At 55.8% G+C, this 17,217-nt stretch carries 20 protein-coding genes, 1 other RNA gene and 1 pseudogene; 8 read left to right on the forward strand and 14 right to left on the reverse strand.

Features of this window, described 5'->3' with window-relative positions:
• Nucleotides 1–285: integrase core domain-containing protein (locus B9A19_RS23100; RefSeq protein ID WP_139798863.1), on the forward strand; the 285-nt coding region annotated here is incomplete at its 5' end.
• A gap of 256 nt (nt 286–541) precedes the next feature.
• On the opposite strand, the pseudogene B9A19_RS23105 reads toward B9A19_RS23100, so the two are convergent.
• Nucleotides 542–1,264, reverse strand: a pseudogene (locus tag B9A19_RS23105) (metallophosphoesterase family protein); the annotation flags it as partial.
• A gap of 482 nt (nt 1,265–1,746) precedes the next feature.
• Nucleotides 1,747–2,028, reverse strand: coding sequence for an SIR2 family NAD-dependent protein deacylase (locus B9A19_RS14610; protein ID WP_139798864.1), 282 nt, complete (start codon nt 2,026–2,028; stop codon nt 1,747–1,749).
• Nucleotides 2,029–2,156: 128 nt separating this feature from the next.
• On the opposite strand from B9A19_RS14610, the gene ssrA reads away from it, so the two are divergent.
• The 7 genes from ssrA (at nt 2,157) to B9A19_RS14645 (ending at nt 8,376) form a co-directional block, all read left to right on the forward strand.
• Nucleotides 2,157–2,517: a transfer-messenger RNA gene (gene ssrA / locus B9A19_RS14615) on the forward strand.
• Nucleotides 2,518–2,712: 195 nt separating this feature from the next.
• Nucleotides 2,713–3,945, forward strand: a complete 1,233-nt coding sequence (locus tag B9A19_RS14620; RefSeq protein ID WP_084091550.1) for a tyrosine-type recombinase/integrase — start codon at nt 2,713–2,715, stop codon at nt 3,943–3,945.
• Between the two features lie 199 nt (nt 3,946–4,144).
• The gene (locus B9A19_RS23460) at nt 4,145–4,312 is read left to right on the forward strand and encodes a helix-turn-helix transcriptional regulator (RefSeq protein WP_505579037.1); all 168 of its coding nucleotides are present in this window, start codon (nt 4,145–4,147) and stop codon (nt 4,310–4,312) included.
• Between the two features lie 373 nt (nt 4,313–4,685).
• Complete coding sequence (locus B9A19_RS14630; RefSeq protein ID WP_176216954.1) at nt 4,686–5,675, forward strand: plasmid recombination protein; 990 nt, start codon at nt 4,686–4,688, stop codon at nt 5,673–5,675.
• 526 nt (nt 5,676–6,201) lie between these two features.
• Nucleotides 6,202–6,780: a tetratricopeptide repeat protein gene (locus B9A19_RS14635; protein ID WP_084091552.1), complete on the forward strand. Its 579-nt coding sequence runs from the start codon at nt 6,202–6,204 to the stop codon at nt 6,778–6,780.
• 33 nt (nt 6,781–6,813) lie between these two features.
• A complete protein-coding gene (locus B9A19_RS14640) occupies nt 6,814–7,962 on the forward strand; it encodes a tetratricopeptide repeat protein (protein WP_084091553.1) in 1,149 nt (382 codons plus the stop codon).
• A gap of 27 nt (nt 7,963–7,989) precedes the next feature.
• The gene (locus tag B9A19_RS14645) at nt 7,990–8,376 is read left to right on the forward strand and encodes a hypothetical protein (RefSeq protein WP_139798865.1); all 387 of its coding nucleotides are present in this window, start codon (nt 7,990–7,992) and stop codon (nt 8,374–8,376) included.
• 164 nt (nt 8,377–8,540) lie between these two features.
• Here the strand turns inward: B9A19_RS14645 and B9A19_RS14650 are convergent, their stop codons facing one another.
• The 12 genes from B9A19_RS14650 to B9A19_RS14705 all read right to left on the reverse strand — a co-directional run bounded on the left by B9A19_RS14650 (nt 8,541) and on the right by B9A19_RS14705 (nt 17,207).
• Nucleotides 8,541–9,287 (reverse strand): sigma-70 family RNA polymerase sigma factor, encoded by a 747-nt coding sequence (locus B9A19_RS14650; protein ID WP_084091555.1) that lies wholly within the window; start codon nt 9,285–9,287, stop codon nt 8,541–8,543.
• 26 nt (nt 9,288–9,313) lie between these two features.
• The gene (gene fliP, locus B9A19_RS14655) at nt 9,314–10,066 is read right to left on the reverse strand and encodes a flagellar type III secretion system pore protein FliP (protein ID WP_084091556.1); all 753 of its coding nucleotides are present in this window, start codon (nt 10,064–10,066) and stop codon (nt 9,314–9,316) included.
• On the reverse strand, nt 10,063–10,365 hold the full coding sequence (locus B9A19_RS14660) for a flagellar biosynthetic protein FliO (RefSeq protein WP_139798866.1): 303 nt from the start codon (nt 10,363–10,365) through the stop codon (nt 10,063–10,065). Before B9A19_RS14660 ends, fliP begins: the two co-directional genes overlap by 4 nt.
• A 107-nt stretch (nt 10,366–10,472) precedes the next feature.
• A complete protein-coding gene (locus B9A19_RS14665; RefSeq protein WP_084091558.1) occupies nt 10,473–10,817 on the reverse strand; it encodes a FliM/FliN family flagellar motor switch protein in 345 nt (114 codons plus the stop codon).
• Nucleotides 10,818–10,842: 25 nt separating this feature from the next.
• Nucleotides 10,843–11,568 carry a FliM/FliN family flagellar motor switch protein gene (locus B9A19_RS14670; RefSeq protein WP_139798867.1) on the reverse strand — a complete coding sequence of 242 codons (726 nt, stop codon included), beginning with the start codon at nt 11,566–11,568 and terminating at the stop codon, nt 10,843–10,845.
• A 39-nt stretch (nt 11,569–11,607) separates the two neighbouring features.
• Entirely contained in the window at nt 11,608–12,789 is a 1,182-nt protein-coding gene (flgF, locus tag B9A19_RS14675) for a flagellar basal-body rod protein FlgF (protein WP_084091560.1), read from the reverse strand.
• Nucleotides 12,790–12,806: 17 nt separating this feature from the next.
• Nucleotides 12,807–13,208: a flagellar hook assembly protein FlgD gene (locus B9A19_RS14680; protein WP_084091561.1), complete on the reverse strand. Its 402-nt coding sequence runs from the start codon at nt 13,206–13,208 to the stop codon at nt 12,807–12,809.
• A gap of 2 nt (nt 13,209–13,210) precedes the next feature.
• Complete coding sequence (locus tag B9A19_RS14685; protein ID WP_084091562.1) at nt 13,211–14,209, reverse strand: hypothetical protein; 999 nt, start codon at nt 14,207–14,209, stop codon at nt 13,211–13,213.
• Entirely contained in the window at nt 14,196–14,669 is a 474-nt protein-coding gene (locus B9A19_RS22180) for a flagellar export protein FliJ (RefSeq protein ID WP_139798868.1), read from the reverse strand. The genes B9A19_RS14685 and B9A19_RS22180 overlap by 14 nt, the downstream gene beginning before the upstream one ends.
• On the reverse strand, nt 14,666–15,994 hold the full coding sequence (locus tag B9A19_RS14695; protein WP_084091564.1) for a FliI/YscN family ATPase: 1,329 nt from the start codon (nt 15,992–15,994) through the stop codon (nt 14,666–14,668). Before B9A19_RS14695 ends, B9A19_RS22180 begins: the two co-directional genes overlap by 4 nt.
• Nucleotides 15,991–16,764, reverse strand: a complete 774-nt coding sequence (locus B9A19_RS14700; RefSeq protein ID WP_084091565.1) for a FliH/SctL family protein — start codon at nt 16,762–16,764, stop codon at nt 15,991–15,993. Before B9A19_RS14700 ends, B9A19_RS14695 begins: the two co-directional genes overlap by 4 nt.
• Nucleotides 16,752–17,207: a hypothetical protein gene (locus B9A19_RS14705; protein WP_139798869.1), complete on the reverse strand. Its 456-nt coding sequence runs from the start codon at nt 17,205–17,207 to the stop codon at nt 16,752–16,754. Before B9A19_RS14705 ends, B9A19_RS14700 begins: the two co-directional genes overlap by 13 nt.
• Between the last annotated feature and the right edge of the window lie 10 nt (nt 17,208–17,217).

The following is a 17,217-nucleotide window of genomic DNA, read 5'->3' on the forward strand; positions in this document are numbered from 1 at the left end:
CACTCGCACGCCTTCGGGGATGCCTGCGCAGCGTTGGGTATCCGCCAGCGCTTCACGCGGGCCTACCGGCCGCAGACCAATGGCAAGGCGGAGCGCTTTATCCAATCAGCCCTGCGCGAATGGGCGTATGGGTGTGCCTATTCGAACTCGACGCAACGCCGGGCGGCCCTGCCCGTATGGACGCATTTCTACAACTGGCATCGGCAACATCATGGGATTGCTTGCAAGACGCCAGCGTCCCGTCTCCCACTCGCAGGAAACAACGTCTTGACTCTTCACAGCTAGGCAATGGGTAGCACCACCAGTCGCCGTGCCGATGATACTCATGGAAGGCGTCCGTTGCCGGAGTCCAAGCCTGTTGCGAGGCAATCCAGCGCCAAGGCTGTAATCGGACTTCCCCGCCGTTCAGGTCCGCTTCACCCCAAACTAGGCCGTTGCGCCATGGCTCGTCTTCTCGTGACTGAAAGCCCGCCCCGGCCTGAATGGCGAGATAGCCATGTCCGCCACCGTAGCTGGGCTCGCACCAAGCATCGTGCAGGTGGCCGTGCAGGTAGAGCACGTGGTGTTGACCCAGCAGGCTCATGATGGGTTTCTGTTGCTCGGGGCAGAACCAGCCGATCGGGTGGTGGCCGAGGACGATGCGCAATTTTGCCGATTGGATGACATTTAATGCCGTTTCCAGCAGCGGCTTACCAGGGGTGAGTTGGCGCTCGTCCTCCTCGTTCTTGCTGAGCCAGGCAGTGTTGATGCCGACGATGCCGACGTCCTGACCGCGGATCTCTAAACGCTGTGCATATGCACCTTCCGGCTTGGCAAACGCGTCTCTGACGGACGTTAAATCGTTGTCCAGATAGGCCTGGAAGCGGGGTATCAGCATTTCCCTGCGCAGTCTGGCCCCTTCCTCGTTGGGGTCCAAATAATGCGTCCCCGGCTTGGTGATCTCTTCCCGGCTGAAGGCTTGATATTTGGTGCGATCGACATCGTGATTACCCGGCACGATGAAGGTATGTTTCTCGATGTCGCCACCGATCTCTTCTTGCAGTGGCAGGATGAAATCTTGCCAGAAGGTTTCGTACTCACTGGCGAGGCCCCTATTGGCTATATCTCCAGTGATGAACAGCAAATCAGGGACGAATCCTTCGCCCTCTCGTTGGCATACATGGTTGATTATGTAATTGAACATTTTAAGCGTAGCGTAGTCGTCCTTTCCAACGTGGAAGTCGGATAGGTGCAGCCAGCGTATCGTTTTGTCAACCTTGGGCATGCTTACTCTCTGTTTAGATCTGCAGTTGTTGTTGGCACAAAGCCGTGCGCAAATTTCATGGATGATTGCGTACGGTTTGGTAGCTGTTCGTTCATCGGCTCATACCCATTTTATTGCGAAGGCAGCGCCTCGGGCGGCAAAAGCGGTGAAGTAGAGCCAGCCTGAACTACCGCTCTTGGCCGACAGTGGCAACTGTATATGCTTTCGCCATATGACAGCAAGACCACGCTGCAATCGCAGGCAGTGGCTCGCCGGATCTCTGCTTTGGCCGAATACAGCCATACCTGCACAGTGGCATGGCCGGCATCTTTGTTCGAGTTGCTACCTGCGAGGAGGGCTATGACACGAGCGGTATGACGGGCAGTCACGAATGGCTGGATTCTGCATTTATCACGTGCAAGGAGAAATACCATTGCGAGAACTGCGCGCTTGATGCGCACCACGAATACAACAGAGTGAGCAAATGTTGTGCAACTTGGCGTTCAAAACCATGCAATTACGCAAAAACCCCAAGCCAACGCCGGATCAGCCCGGAACGCCTGCGGATTGGCAATCGAACTGAATGCCAGTTTTGCCCGTCCCAGCGCCGGATAGGCCTGCCAGAACCCCTGATTACCACGGAAATCAGGCAACCCCGAGTCCACCCCCATGCCGGCCCCCGCGGTAATCAGCAAGGCATCGGCCCCACGCAAGCAAGCAGCCGCCCGGCGTGCGGCATCGCGCAGGCCGGCATCCGGCAGCAAAGCCGTATCAGGCTGGTTCATGCTGGCTCCAGAGGCGGTCAGACAAAAGAGGATTAAAGCACAAGGCAACGGCAAGCCATCGCAAGATTCACACCCGGCCCGCATTCGACCGGCGCCGCGCTTGCGGGTATACTGTTATTGCTTCACTCGGGGACGCCATGGTTTCGACGGGGGTTTCAAAGCGGGTGGGTGCATGCCGGGGTCTCAGCAGCCCGTAAAACGCTGAAAACAGTTAGTCGCAAACGACGAAACTTACGCTCTAGCTGCTTAATCGCGCTGGACTCTGCACTATCTCTCCCAATGGGTAGGCCAGGTAACTGGCAGCAGAGTCATTAAGTTGGGATCGCTTCCGGTCGGGTCACTTGATCGGGGGTTAAATTCAAGGTGACTCGCCCGAAACAAGCCCGCCGGTCGGCGTGTCGAGGGTTAAATCCAATCGGCCTGGCTAAGCATGTAGAACCCTTCGTGGAGGGCTTTCGGACGCGGGTTCGACTCCCGCCGTCTCCACCACATTCTTGTTCCGGAGAGCTCCGAAACATCTCAAAACCCTCAGAGAATCAACGCTCTGAGGGTTTTTTCATGTCCATACTGTCTCAAAAGAACTTATGGCATCGCAGCGTATTGGGGGTATCTTTAGGGGTACTTTTGTGAGAGTACGGACTAAAATGGCCTGCGTACCCCCAAACCACGCAGGAGGCGCCGCCCATGCCACGCGTTACACGACCGCTAACGGATCCGGAATGCCGAAATGCCAAGCCCGGCGACAAGGATCGGAAACTGTTTGATGGAAGTGGACTATTCCTGCTGGTCAAAGCGAATGGCTCGAAGCTCTGGCGCATGAAGTACAAGCAGCCGGGTAGCGGCAAGGAGTCGTTGCTCTCCTTTGGCCCCTACCCGGAGATCTCGCTAGGTGATGCACGTCGACAGCGGGAAGGGATACGCTCGCAGCTCGCACAAGGCATTGATCCTGCAGAACAACGCAAAATCACCAAAGAGGCTGCAACACTCGCCACCGAAAACTCTTTCGAAACTGTTGCCTTGACATGGTTCGATAAATATCTGAAGGGAAAATCGGAGAGCCATCGTGAACGCACCTTGAATCGCCTCGTTTCCGACATTTTCCCATGGATCGGAAAACGTCCGATCGGCAACATACGGCCGCACGAGCTATTGAGCTGCCTGCGCCGAATTGAAGACCGCGGCGCGATTGAGACTGCACACCGCGTCCGCTGGTCGTGCAGCAAGGTTTTTCGATATGCCATCGCCTGTGGCCTCTGTGATAGCGATCCTGCGGATTTGCTGAAAGAGGCACTTCAGCGCCCGATACAAACTGCATTCCCAACGATTACCGCCCCTCATGAGATTGGGGAACTTCTGCGGGCAATTGATGGCTTGACAGGTTCAGTAGTGGTTCGTATTGCCGCTCGCCTTGCACCAATCACATTTGTCCGACCTGGCGAGCTACGGCAAGCCGAGTGGACAGAGATTGACTTTGAAAAGGCGGAATGGCGGATACCACCGAACAAGATGAAAAGTCGAGTTGTACACATTGTTCCACTATCCCGACAAGCATTGCTTCTACTAGGTGAGATCTATGCGCTAACCGGGAGCGGACGATATGTTTTTCCGTCCGAACGCACACGTGAACGCCCAATGAGTGAGAACACGATAAATGCGGCGCTGCGCCGTCTCGGATATACCAAGGAGCAATTTACCGGCCACAGTTTTCGGAAAATTGCCAGCACACAGTTGAACGAATCACACTTGTGGCACATCGATGCCATCGAAAGGCAACTCGCACATGGGGAGCGGAATGGAATCCGCGCAACTTACAACCATGCCGAATACATGCCGGAGAGAATAAAAATGATGCAGTGGTGGGCTGATCACTTAGATACCCTGCGTGACGAGATCGCCCCAATCTCCTTGCAAAGCTAACTCAGTGCGAGCCTTCACGGGCAAGGCACCCCACCCAAGCATGCGGCAATACGACCACATCAAGTAACATGCCATCTACCAACCTACCGGCAAATGGCTGGCTTCGTATTTCATGATTATTGCCAACCTAAGTTACAGTGCAGCCATGATATTTAGGGAGGATGCAGTCATGGTCAAGCCAAACCACCAATTTGTTCGGATGCGTGATGTGGTGCTGATGCTAGATGTATCGCGAAGCACGATTTACAGATGGATAGATGAGGGGAAATTCCCTTCTCCCGTAAATCTAAGCGAGCGCACAATTGCATTTCGGCAAAAAGATTTGGATGAATGGGCAGCAACTCGCCAATCACAGACCATACGCTAAGTATTTCTGATGCGTGCACAACTTGGCGGCAAAGCTCCTCCCGGCATAGTTGCCAAACTCAGTATCAGCTCTCGCAACTGACGCTCGATCAATGACCTCCTCGCGACCAACCGAGCGGTCGAAGCTAGAGATTTCCGGAAGGTCAGTCAGGAGAAGGCAGCCAAACCCTCCTACTGTTAGCACCCATAACACGCATACGAGTAAACCCCTGCAGCAATGAGCTCCAGCCTACACATAGGCAGTTGAGGGAAGGCAGGGACTCCAAGTCAGCTACAAATCAACATGCACCAAAGTGGGCAGCAGAAAATTGACAGTCGACATGTCGATCGGCCAAGCATATCTTGGCCCCATCTCACCTACACCGGAGTGTCGCATGCCATCCCAATACCTTAGATTCGAAAATTTTTCGAGGGTTTGCTCTCAGCTCAAGAAAAATACTGCATTCAGCGCAGATGGAGTTCTTGGTGAAGCAATGAGAACCCGAAGATTCTCCCGGCACCTAGAAAATCCGCATCCTCCAGAAGTATTGCTTGGTTCGTTCGAACACGCAAAGCAACGCGTCAACACGTATCCACTCAACACAAAAAACTCCAAGGGTCACGCATTAAGAAAGGATGCCAATATACTACTTGGAATTGTTTTTTCCATCCCAAGGCACTGGAAAAATGAGTCTGAAAATAGATTTAAGGAATGGCGAGATAATTCATTGGATTTCTTTAAAAATCTATACGGAAACAGAATCGTTCTTGCAGTGCAACACAATGACGAGAGTCAACCACACATTCATATTTTTGTAGTACCACATGACGGAGAAAAATATGACACCATCAGGCCTGATAATTTTGGCTGCTCAGCAAATACTAAAGTAATTTCGCGATCAGAAAAAAAGGGGAACGTCAAGTCATGGCAATCCCATTACTATGATCATGTAAGTGTCAAATTCGCACTGGACCGATGCGCAGCAATTCCTGGAAAGCATTTGCGCAGGCATGTTTATCTTGACAGATACCATCAAATAATAGCATGCCGAAAGCGTGTGCTATTTTTCATGCAGAATATTTCATCCCTTCTTCACAAGGATGGTTCAAAAATTCCACGGCCATATACCAGCTACCTTTCCAACCATATGAGTATCGCGACTAACTTATGCCAGATAGCCATCCTAGACAAGACAGGAAGACATCTTGACAAATTAATGATGGACATTGAATCCATTCGAGAAAACTACTCCACATCAAGAAGGGAAATAAGTTCGAGCGCCCCGAAAGAAAAAACAATCAAGCAGAACGAAACCACAAATCTGGAATTCGATTATTTAGGAACGTGTATTTCCGACCTCGAAACTGGCTCCATTAAGTTGTGAGAAATATCCAGTGTCAAGCAACAAGATCCGCTAACAAAAAATCTAAGAACCAAATGGCTGGAGACCTTGCCTGACGCTACAAGAAGAGGGCCATCAATCGTTGCAGCTCTTGCTGTCCGTTCAACTCCATTCGCTCCATGGCGGCCATCCTCGATGATCTGCTCCTGCCTTTTTTCGCCACGGCAAACAGGAATTTCTAACCTGTCGAAGCTCAAAATCCGCGGAAGCGGCAGCATGAAAAGTCACGGTTCCGGAAAAGCAGATTGCATTTGCCTTGTAGTTTGTAACAACAGGCACGCGTGTTGAGAAGATTTGCCGGAAGATGGACATTTCTGATGCTCCCCATATTTCAGACGCCAGAAATTCGGCGGCCCTGGGATGACGCCGTCGGTACGGCATGCCGGGGACCACCTCGTGTACCCGCCGAGATCATTCGCCAGTGGTCTGCTAAACTCGCAGCAACAAAACTGGATAGGTTCTTATCGGCGACAGCCGGTCAGCCCATCTCCTTCAAGGCATCAGCAACATGAACGACGTCACCCCCGGCAACGCCCTCTCCGAAAACGAGTTGCTCCACCTCGCCATCGAAGCCAGCAACCGAGAGCGCTACGATTTGTCGATCAGCTATCTCAAGCAGGCTATTGCCGTACCCGGGCCGTTGGCTTCCAAGACGCATTTCCTGCTGGGCACGCAATATGCGCAGATCGGCATGTATGAGGATGCAGAGCGTTTCATGCAGCTGGCGGTGTCGTTCGAACCAGAGTTCGACATCGCGGTGTTCCAGCTCGGGTTGCTGCAACTGACTTCCGGCAAGCCGGATGCGGCCGAGGCCAGCTGGCAGCGGCTGGATTTCCTGCCGGCCGAGCATGGCCTGAATCATTTCCGCCGTGGCATGCTGGCTTTGCAGCGCAATGCCTTGGCCGAGGCCGAGGCCGAATTGCGCGCAGGTCTGGCTACGCCACTGCCCAATGCACCGCTGCTGGCAGAAATGCAGCGCGTCACCGACAACATCGTCAAGATGCGGGCCGAAGCAGGTGAAAGCCCTGCCGAGGGCCAAAACGATGCAGGTGACGAGCACCTGTTCCTGTCGGCATATCGCCACTAATGCCCTGCCCGCAACATTACCATTTGGTTTGATATGACAGAGCAATCCGACACCCTGTCGCGCTATCTGGGTTTTCTGCGCCAGGATCCAGACAACATCGGCCTGCTGTTGCAGGTGGTGGCCCAGTACCGGGCAGCGCGCCAGCCGCAAGAGGCCGAAGCCCTGCTGGATGCGGCATTGAGCAAATGGCCCGGCCATCCCACCTTGTTGCACGAACGTGCCCTGTTGGCCATGGCCAGCGGCGATGCGGCTACGGCCAAGGCCCTGTTTCATCATCTGCAGGAGTCAGGCGCTGATTCACCGGTGCTGCGCTACAACACCGCCTATGCGCACTATCTGCTGGGTGAGTTTGCCGACAGTGCAGCAGAACTGCAGCAGATTGCACCGTCGGCCTATGCCGAGGTGCCGCGTGCGCCGTGCCTGCATGTGCTGGCGCTGCACCATCAAGGCGAGCTGGCCGCCGCGCGTGAATTGGCCGAAGGTTTGCTGGCCACACTGCCGGAAGATGCCGATCTGGCCGGCGCCTTGGCCCTCACCTGCCTGGATGATTCAGACATTGAGCGCGCCAGCCATTGGGCGCAACGCAGTCTGGCCATTGCGCCGGCACAAATCTATGCGCTGACCACTCTGGGCACGCTGGAGCTAGCAACCCAACCGGCCATCGCCGGCCAACACTTCGACCGCGTCTTGGCACACAACCCGCACGACGGGCGGGCTTGGTCCGGTCTGGCGCTGTCCTACCTTGCGCGCGAGCAACTGGATCAGGCTGCAGCGGCGTTCAGTCAGGCCGTCAAATTCATGCCCGGCCATATCGGCACCTGGCATGCCTATGGCTGGCTGCATTTACTGCAACAGCGCATCGACGATGCAGCGCGTTGCTTCCAGGCGGCGTTCGAGCTGGACCACAACTTTGGCGAGAGCCATGGTGCACTGGCCATTATCGCCACCTTGCGCGGCAACACGGCCGAGGCCGATGCCTTGATCAAGCGGGCGCAACGTCTGGCACCGGATGGGATGTCGGTCCGCTTTGTCGCCCTGCTGCAGGCGCAGGCCGGCAATGACCCCACACGTGCGGCAGCAATTGTGCAGGATGCCTTTGGTGCGCTGGGCAATGGCCAGCCGCAGCTACAAGCCCTGATGCAAGGTGCACTGGCGCGCTTTGCGGCCAAGCGGGATCAATAACGTGGCGGCTGCGCTTGGGGTATGGTGATGAGTGTTGATCCGCTCCAGCGCGCCCCGGCCATCCTGGCCCTGCTGCGCCAGCAGCTGCGTACAGCTGGGGCCAGCCCGCGTGGCGCCAAGCAGGTTGCTGGCAAACCCGCGCAAACTTCGGCCCGCAAGAAGAGCGAACAGGAGCTGGAAAAGAAGCTGGTTGCCCGGATCAAATTCATCAAGCCGGATGATCCGCAACGGCAGAAAAAGGCCTTCACTGCTTATATCGAAGCCGCCGTGCTGGCGGAACTGGGTTCAGGCTTGGTCAACGAAGCTGGCTTTCACGACATGATCGACACCATCTGTGCGCAGATGCTGGCTGAACCAGCATTGGCACAGGATATCGCCACGGTGGCGGATCAGTTGCTTGCCACATCGCGCTGATCCTCCCCCATCGCCACACTCAGCATTGTCAGGCCAGTGGCAGATGGCTTGCTTTATTGCGCCGGCAACGGCAATCCGGGCGCAGCGCCCCGCGCGTTTTTAACGATCCGGCTCACTGTGGTGCAACAAAGCGGGAGTAGATCAATTGGCTCACCCCGCACACATCACCATGCCCTGTCGGCCGCACGCATTGCAGCGGCATGCTCGCGCAAGTGGCGTAGTGCACTGCTGTGCAACTGCGAGATGCGACCCTTGCTCAACTGCATCAAATCAGCAATCGCCACAAAATCCATCTGGTGCAGGTAGTGACAACGAATCACAGTCTGCTCTTTATCGGGAAGGCGTTCCAGCAATTGCTGCAAGCAAGTATGTAACTGCTGAAGTTCGTGGTTGCTGTAGTGGGAAGTTGAGACTGCTGCCTCGTTCTCCTGCAGGCACAACGCCTCATTTTCAAGCAGCATGCCAATTGCCAAGCCAATTGCCACTTCAGCGACACGGGCAAATGGATCGCCGGCTTTTCCATCGCCTTCGGCCAACGAAACCACCCGCTCCCTGGCTCGTCGCTGTACAGCGTACTGCCTATTCCTTTCGGTATACCCGGCCAGTTCGTTTTGAATGGTGCCTACGATGCGATACTCGGCATAAGTCGTGAATTGCGCGCCTTGCTCCGGCAGGTATCGATCCACCGCATCAATCAGACCTAACGAAGCCAATTGCACGTATTCGTTAAAATCGACCTCCGCACTTATGCGCTTGGCATATTGCTGTGCGGCCAACATTTTTGCGAATGGCATGTACAGCGTAATCAGCTCTTCACGAACACGGCCATCTGCCTGCTGGCGTCGAGCCCAGAGGTCAGCCTCGACATCTGCCGCAACGCGTTTCCAATCGGGTATTGAGAGTTTGGGCACTTCCAGACTGGCAGATCACGTTGAAATCAGTTGAATGAGCTAAGCAAGGCTCGCACTACGATGTTCCACCCATCAATCATCACAAACATCAGTAGTTTGAGTGGCAGTGAAATCGTAACCGGCGGCACCATCATCATCCCCATCCCCATCAAAATGGCCGAAACGATCAGGTCGATCAGCAGGAATGGCAGGAAAATGACAAAACCGATCCGGAATGCGGTGCGCAATTCCGACAACATGAACGCGGGAATCAGCTGCAAATTACCAATGTCAGCCATGCTGCGTGGTTGCGGACTATGCGAAATCTCGACCAGCAATGCCAAGTCTTCCTCGCGAGTCTGACGAATCATGAAATCACGCAGCGGAGCCATGCCTTTCTCCGCGGCCACAGTTGCGGAGAGTTTGCCAGCCATGTATGGCTGAAAGGCCTCTTCGTTCGCTTTGCTCAGAACCGGCGACATCGTGAACAGCGTCAAGAACAAGGCGAGGCTCATCAAAACCGTGTTTGGCGGTGTTTCCTGCATACCCAGCGCATGGCGCAATAGCGACAAGACGATTACGATGCGCACAAAGCCGGTCATTGATACCAGAATTGCTGGCACCAGGCTCAATACAGTCAGCAACAGTAGCAGCTTGAGCCCTGTCGACGCCTGCTCTGCCCCTGAAGCAGCGACATGGACACCGGGCAGGGTGAGCACATCTGCGGGCAGGGCCATTGCAGGCAGTAGTAGTGCAGCAACGCAAGCCAGAACCGGCAACAATCCAAACCGCTTGTTCATGAATGCTCCACGCTCTGGCGCTCAAGCAGTTGCAAGCCTTGTGGCCCTTCGGCCAGCAACAATTCCTCGCCACGATAGACCACAACCACCAGACTATTGGTTGCCGACACCCGTGTGCGCTGCAGCACACGTAGTACCGCTTTCTGTCCCTTGGCCGCACCAAGTGCAGCAGGCCATCGATGACGCAGCGCCCACGCAGCAGCCAGTGCGATAAGTGCGATGATCAAGAACGCACCCAGCATGCGAGAAAGCAAATCCGCATCTGAAACAGATGCTTGTTTGTAAGGGATTGCCGCCATGGAAGAAGCGACTCCACTGGCCAATGACGCCGGCACTGCAGATCCTGCAGCCCAACTGCAGGCTGCCAGGCCGAGGAGCACGATGGCGAGCAGATAAGCCGGCCGCATCAAACGCTCTGCTGCGGCAGTTCGGTCAGCTGCACACCAAAGCAATCACCAGCGGCGACCAGTTGGCCGCGGGCAACGATTTGGCCATCCAGCAGGATGTCGATCGGATCATCCAGCAATTGCTCAAGCGCCAACACTTCACCTGCCTTCAACGCAGTAAGCTCCCCAACTGACAATTCGACTTCGCCAAGGCGTGCGCTCAAGCGCACCTTGACGTTACGAACGGCCTCCATGCTCGAACCAACCAGCGCATTCTTCGCCTTGGGTTGTGCATGCAGTTCGGGTAAATCTATCAGTTGTGTAATGTCTGCGCCCGTAGCAGCAGCTTGCGATTCGGAACTCAAGATAGGTCTTCCTGAAAGTCAATGATTACTGTATTTCAATGGCACGATGCGCTTGCACTCGGCCTGGATAGGCGGAGAACATTTTTTGCGCGGCAGCATCCTGCACCAACAACGCTTCGTCGAGATGCCGATCAAGCCGGATCACGTCTCCCACGTGCAAACTCTGCAATTGGCCCAAGGTAATCTCGGCGGCCCCCAGCTGAACCTGCAGGCGCAAACGCTGCGGCGCCAGGACCTGATCAAGCGGCACAAGTTCGGAACGCCCGGCTCGAATAGTCGGGGCGGCGATAAGTGCGGAATACACCACGAGTAGTGGCCGCCCCGGAGCAGGCGCCCATGTCATCTGTAATGCGCCAGTCCCCTGTTGCAAGAGCGCATCGGGCAACGCCTCGACATCAGGTTCACGACTGATCAGCCCGGGGTCTGCTTCGCCCACTGCGGCCAATGCCCCCAACAGCGCTTGTACCGCATCTTGGGCAATGCTTCGTGCAATGATGGATTCGGCATGCCGCTCAATCTTTGCTTTCTGTTTGGCCGAGCCAAAGATTTGCCGCTCACACCAATTGGCAAAACCATCAGGGATCTGTATCCAGATGCGCTGGCCAGCGCTACCCTGCCAGCAAGACCAAGGCATGCGTGAAGCGGACCGGGGATCAAGGGCGGTAAGCGCCGCAGAGTCATTCAGCACCACGCCCCAGCCCTTTGCCCATTGTTGCAAGCAAGCATCGACCAGCGCTTGCGCATTGCGCAAGGCGCTATCACCATGCAATCGAAATGGCCGAACGTCCACTTAGCGACCCTTCATTTCCAACAACTGCTGGATCATTTCATTGGCTGCGCTGACCATCTGCGATGAGGCTTGATAGCCACGCTGCATCAGGATCAGATCACTGAACTCCTGCGACAAATCCACATTCGAGATTTCTACCGACGACGTTTTGATGGTCTCTTGACCTTTTCCTGCCACGCCATAACGGACTTGGTCCAGATCAGCGATGGAGAACTGGTTATTGCCTATCTGTTGCAGGCTATCGAAACTATCAAAACGCGCCATGGCCAACTGGAACGGCTTGTCTGTCTGACCGTTTGAATATTTCAGAACAAGCTTGCCTTCCTCATCAAAGCTCTGCCCTGTCACCGTGCCAACACCATAACCATCCTTGGTATTTACGGCCAACGACGAATCAGCCCCCAGCGAATACCCGGTTACATCCGAGCCAAGCTTGAACACGACAGTGGATGCGGTAACCCCCACAGGGCTAAACGTCATTGACACTGAATCACTACCGATAACCGGCAGCGAATTTTTAAATTTCACGTTTCCCGTCGTCGGCGAGGCACCATCCTCGGAAATGGTTACATCCCATTTAACCTCGCCAGTTGCAGCATCCTCTACCTTGTTATTGAACAAGATTTTCAGGACATGTTCCTTGCCCGCGTTGTCGAACACAGAAACATTGTTAATCGTATGATCGCTGTCGCCACTTGAGAGGTTGCCCTTAAAGACAACCGACGCACTCGCCTTCGGTTTGCTGCTGTTCACACCTGCAAGCGAGATTTCCTGGAGCTGACCATTACTGCCAAACCCCATGACTTTCTCACCGCCAACGCGATTAACGAGAATGCCTTGGTCATTGAATTCAAACTGGCCGGCTTTGGTATATGTGATATTGCCGTGCTCATCGCGCAGTACAAAAAAACCGCGCCCGTCGATAGCAACGTCAAGCGGATTACCAGTATTGCGGAAATCGCCGGCAGCAAAATTGAGTGATGTATTCAACGTACTCACCCCTTGAGCATGCTGGTGTGTACCTGTGTTAGCATCCTCGCCCTGATAAAACATATCTGTAAACTGCAGATGCCCAGTCTTGAACCCAGGGGTATTCAGGTTGGTTACGTTGTTGCTGATGGTCTTCAGGCCGCGAGAATAGCTATCGAGACCGGACATACCGATATAAATGGTACCAAGCATGATGTATTCCTCGTTTTTTAGCGGACAGCTGAGATTTGCCCCAGCGTAATGCCAGGAACCAATGTACCGTCTGATTGCTTGATCGTGATCTGCGGATCACCATTGGTAAAGGAGAGGGCGGAAACCACCCCGCTGACTACACCACCATTGCCATTGCTGACATCCACTGTTTTGCCAATCATGCCGATAGTCTGGGTAGTAGATTGAATGCTCAACAACTGGTCTACCTTATTGTTAAGCTGTTGATTTGCCTCAAGCGCAGAAAATTGGGCAATCTGCGCCACAAACTCCTGATTATCCATCGGCTTAAGGGGATCCTGATACTGCAGCTGGGTTAGCAATATCTTGAGCAGGTCCTGCAACCCCAGGCCTGCCCCTTGCAGGTTTGCTGTAGCGGACGAAATGGAACTGGTCGCCATCTTCAGGCTCCTTGCAATCGGTAAAGGCCGTAAAGGCCAGAATGATTCATGTGCATATCGGCCGAGGGCAGCTCACCCTCGCCTGCTTCGCGTCGCACAGGGACATGAGACTCCACAGGAGTCTTCACTGGTTTGCCATTAACCATTACCTGTGACAACACTTGGCCACTGCGCAGCAACTCTTGTTGAATGCGCTGCAATACAGCACCTTGTTGTGCTTCACCCAAGCCGCTGTCGCGCAGCCACAAGCGCACCTGCCCAGCCTCGTCCTCGATCAGGTGCATATGCTGTGGTTTCAGGGAGTCACTTGGCGTCTGCGGCTTTTTCCCGGTTGTTACCGGAGCTTCCTGCGGAACCTCCACGAGCCAGCCATTGCTCATGGGCCCGCCAGCCTGGGCAAGGAATACGTTCCGCCCTGCCAACAACAATGGTGCAATCCCATTCTCTTGCGCTGCCAATACCGGATCCAGCCTCGATGCCAATGCCACAACACCGGCAGCCGTCACCGGCATGGGATTAACCGCCCGGGGTGCCATCTCCAGGCCCGGATCACCTTGCTGAACCTCAGTGGCCGGCTCAGAAATGGCCGCCGATATCTCAGGCTTCGACATTCCCACCACATCAGTACGCCCTGGCACGGCATTTAGCTGTTCTGCAGTCTTCGCCGCCCTAGCCCCTGCGGAGTCGTCAGGACTCGATATTTGGCTAGATGGTTCCAGCCCAAGCTTTTCCTGTGTTTCCTGCAGTCCAGCAGTAAGCATTGAATCTGGCTGCCGATCATGCTGCGCGCCCCCCAGCCGTTGGCCCTGCACGACATAATCAGCAGACATGGCGGGTACGGCCTGATGCAATGCTGTCGCCTGCACAAGCTGGATGCCATCAAGCAAAACCAGATCTGCCTGCTGCATCTGGCGTTGCCAAGCCGCCTGGAAGGAATCCGGCACTTGCTCCCGACCAGACTTCAACGTCTGGTCGAGCTGTTGATTTTCAGAAATTCGCATGATGCCCACCTTGGTAACTGGTCAGCTGCAACCAAGCCTCATCCAGCATATTGGCCTCCTGCTTTTGCAGTTCTTTTGCAAAGGCCGCTGCTTGCTGATCGCGATGCACTTCCAGCCCTTTGAGAAAGCTGTGCCGCTTGCCCAGTTCGGCCAATGCAGCCTCCTTGTCTTCTGTAGCCCGGTCCATTCTTTGTTGTGCAGCGGCATTCTGCCGATCAAGCGAACCCAAATGCCTGAGCCACAGCGCCCTGTGATGAGGGTCGAGCAAAGCATTCTGGCCAGAAGCAGCGCGCACGGCAGCTTCAGCGTGCTGGCAAGCTGCACGGACTGCATTCAGCCTTGCTTCGCATTCCTGCTCATGGTCCACCGCTGCGGCCAAGTGCTGGCGTTGCTCCGAGACCTCCCATTCGGAGAGGCGATGCAAGGCACGCAATGCATATTGAAACTGGCGCGAACTCAATGCAGCCCTCCCTGCAAAATGCCCTGCAACTGGCCGATGACTGCAGCACGTGGCGCATGTTCAGACTTCCCTTGGCGCAAAAAGCGCTGCAAGGCCGGCATCAAAGCCACAGACTGATCAATCTCCGCATTACTGCCTTTGCGATAAGCACCAATCTCGATCATTTCGCGATTACGCTCATAGCAGGCAAGCTGAGCCACGAGTTGTTGCGCCAGCCTGAGCGCATCCTTGTTAGCGAGATCTGGCAGCAGCCGGCTCGTGCTCTGTAGCACGTCAATGGCGGGGAAATGGCCACTTTGTGCCAGCTTCCGGCTCAGCATGATGTGGCCGTCCAGCGTGGCGCGCAGAATGTCCGAGATCGGCTCATTGAAGTCATCACCCTCGACCAGCACCGTGTAGAGCGCAGTGATGCTGCCACCACCATCGGCAGTGCCGCAGCGTTCGCACAGCTCGGGTAGCTCGGTAAATACCGATGGCGTATAACCACGCGCCGTCGGCGGCTCGCCGGCGGCAAGACCGATTTCACGTTTGGCCATGGCAAAACGGGTCACGGAATCCATGGTCAGCATGACCTGCTTGCCCTGGCTGCGGAAATATTCGGCAACCGTAGTTGCTGCATAGGCGGCTCGAGCACGGGCCAGTGCGGGCATATCTGCAGTAGCAACGACAACGACAGAGCGCGCCAGCCCTTCCGGGCCCAATTGCTGCTCGATGAACTCCTTGACCTCACGTCCCCGCTCGCCAATCAATGCGATCACATTGACGTCGGCAACAATGTGCTTGGCGATCATGCCCAGCAAAGTGCTCTTCCCGACACCACTGCCGGCAAAAATGCCGACCCGTTGCCCTTTGCCCAGCGTGAGCACACTATCAATGGCGCGAATCCCCGTCTCGATCACCTGGTCGATACGTGGGCGTTGCAAAGGATTGACGGGCTGCGCGCGCAGCGGCATCGACATCGTGATTTCCGGCGGCGGTAACCCGTCAAACGGCGCACCAAAGGCATCGATTACTCGCCCCAAGAGGGCATCGCCCACACCAATCTCGGGAGACTGCCTCGAGGCCAACACCTCCGATCCGACGGCGATGCCGCGGGTATCGCCGTATGGCATCAACACCAGCCTGTCTTGGTTCAAGCCTACGACTTCCGCACGCACGCGGCGACCATCATTTCGGGAGATGATCTCGCACACTTCCCCGACCGCAGCATCTGGCCCACGGGCTTCGATGCTCAAGCCGGCCAGGCGCGTAACAGCTCCGACCCGCTGATACAGATCAAGCTTGCCTAAGGCATCGAGATAGACCGATTGCGGCGTCGAGGTCATGATGAGGCTCGCTGCACACTCAGAAAAGCGTCGAAAATGCGTTGCAGCTGATTTTCCAGCCGCGCATCCAGTTCGCCCATTGCGGTTTCGACGATGCACCCGCCGCGCTGAACCCGCTCATCGGCACGCCAGATCAGGCCATCGGCAGCATCATCGGTTCCTGCACCTTCAAGCAACTTCAAATCTGCCGGTGCCAGATACACGGTGATCGGCTGGCGCTGATTAACCTGCTTGAGCACCTGTCGCACCACCGCCAGCACACCTTCCACAGTCAGTAGGGTATCCCCGGCAATCTTGCAAATGGCCTCAAAGGCAATCGCGGCTGCCAGATGCTCAACCCGCCGCTGCTCAAGCTGACTTGCCGATTCGATGCGTTGCAGCAGTTGTGCCACCTTTGCGGCCTGCTCGTCTCTAGCCTTGGCAACATCCGCCTCAGCACGGCGCAACCCTTCTGCATGGCCTTGCTCGCTGGCCTTATCACGCAGTTGTTGCAACTCGCAGTCCAACTCGCGACGCATGGCGTCACGCGCTTGGGCGAGCGCTTGTTTGAATTCGGGGGTGTCCTGCACTGACACAGCCTTCACGGGCACCGCATCAGGCACTGTAGGCTTCGCAACCACCGGCGTAGCAGCAGGGAGAACCGGCACAGCAGTTTTCGCAGGCGGCACCACCGGAACAGGCTGGGCAGATGCCGCGGGCGCGGCCTTTCCGCGCCGCCCCAATGCCCGCTTTTCGTCCGAAACGGCAGGTTTGCGGATTATCGGCGCCATGGTTTCCAACCTTGCAGGCGGCTCAACAAGCCACCGTGTTGCCTGGCGCTGGCTGCAACGGGCGCAGCATTTTGCATTGCCGCTTGGGCATGCCGGGCCAGGGAACGCGCCAATGCCTCCGGCACCGCAGCTTCCGCTTCAAGCTGCTGTTGCAACGCATCACGACGAGCGACGTCGAGACCAGCCATCAACTTGGCTTGCCAATCCCATTGGCGCGCACGCAGCAGCATTGCCAAGAGCCAAACCGGCTCTTGCTGCAGCGCAGAAAAAGTACTATCCACCGTCGCGCCCCGACGGCCACCCACAGTTACCAGCGACGAATCAGCAGGGATCCCGAGCGCATGCAACTCATCCAGGTAAGCTGCCAGTTCGGCTCGATGTGCTTCATCCAGCCGTGCCAGTACCCACTCGCGATCAGCAGCAGAAACACCATGCAATGCCAAGGCGGCCTGA

Source organism: Andreprevotia lacus DSM 23236, from assembly GCF_900176275.1.
GTDB classification, from domain to species: Bacteria; Pseudomonadota; Gammaproteobacteria; order Burkholderiales; family Chitinibacteraceae; genus Andreprevotia; species Andreprevotia lacus.

Bases quoted from the DNA above. Each gene is read 5' to 3' on its own strand.
- B9A19_RS23460 (WP_505579037.1), top strand. From the start codon at position 4,145: ATGCGTGATGTGGTGCTGATGCTAGATGTATCGCGAAGCACGATTTAC.
- B9A19_RS14645 (WP_139798865.1), top strand. From the start codon at position 7,990: ATGAGTGTTGATCCGCTCCAGCGCGCCCCGGCCATCCTGGCCCTGCTG.
- fliP (WP_084091556.1), bottom strand. From the start codon at position 10,066: ATGAACAAGCGGTTTGGATTGTTGCCGGTTCTGGCTTGCGTTGCTGCA.
- B9A19_RS14695 (WP_084091564.1), bottom strand. From the start codon at position 15,994: ATGACCTCGACGCCGCAATCGGTCTATCTCGATGCCTTAGGCAAGCTT.
- B9A19_RS14700 (WP_084091565.1), bottom strand. From the start codon at position 16,764: ATGGCGCCGATAATCCGCAAACCTGCCGTTTCGGACGAAAAGCGGGCA.
- flgF (WP_084091560.1), bottom strand. From the start codon at position 12,789: ATGCTTGGTACCATTTATATCGGTATGTCCGGTCTCGATAGCTATTCT.
- B9A19_RS14610 (WP_139798864.1), bottom strand. From the start codon at position 2,028: ATGAACCAGCCTGATACGGCTTTGCTGCCGGATGCCGGCCTGCGCGAT.
- B9A19_RS14685 (WP_084091562.1), bottom strand. From the start codon at position 14,209: ATGCGAATTTCTGAAAATCAACAGCTCGACCAGACGTTGAAGTCTGGT.
- B9A19_RS14620 (WP_084091550.1), top strand. From the start codon at position 2,713: ATGCCACGCGTTACACGACCGCTAACGGATCCGGAATGCCGAAATGCC.
- B9A19_RS14635 (WP_084091552.1), top strand. From the start codon at position 6,202: ATGAACGACGTCACCCCCGGCAACGCCCTCTCCGAAAACGAGTTGCTC.
- B9A19_RS14630 (WP_176216954.1), top strand. From the start codon at position 4,686: ATGCCATCCCAATACCTTAGATTCGAAAATTTTTCGAGGGTTTGCTCT.
- B9A19_RS14680 (WP_084091561.1), bottom strand. From the start codon at position 13,208: ATGGCGACCAGTTCCATTTCGTCCGCTACAGCAAACCTGCAAGGGGCA.
- B9A19_RS14640 (WP_084091553.1), top strand. From the start codon at position 6,814: ATGACAGAGCAATCCGACACCCTGTCGCGCTATCTGGGTTTTCTGCGC.
- B9A19_RS14660 (WP_139798866.1), bottom strand. From the start codon at position 10,365: ATGGCGGCAATCCCTTACAAACAAGCATCTGTTTCAGATGCGGATTTG.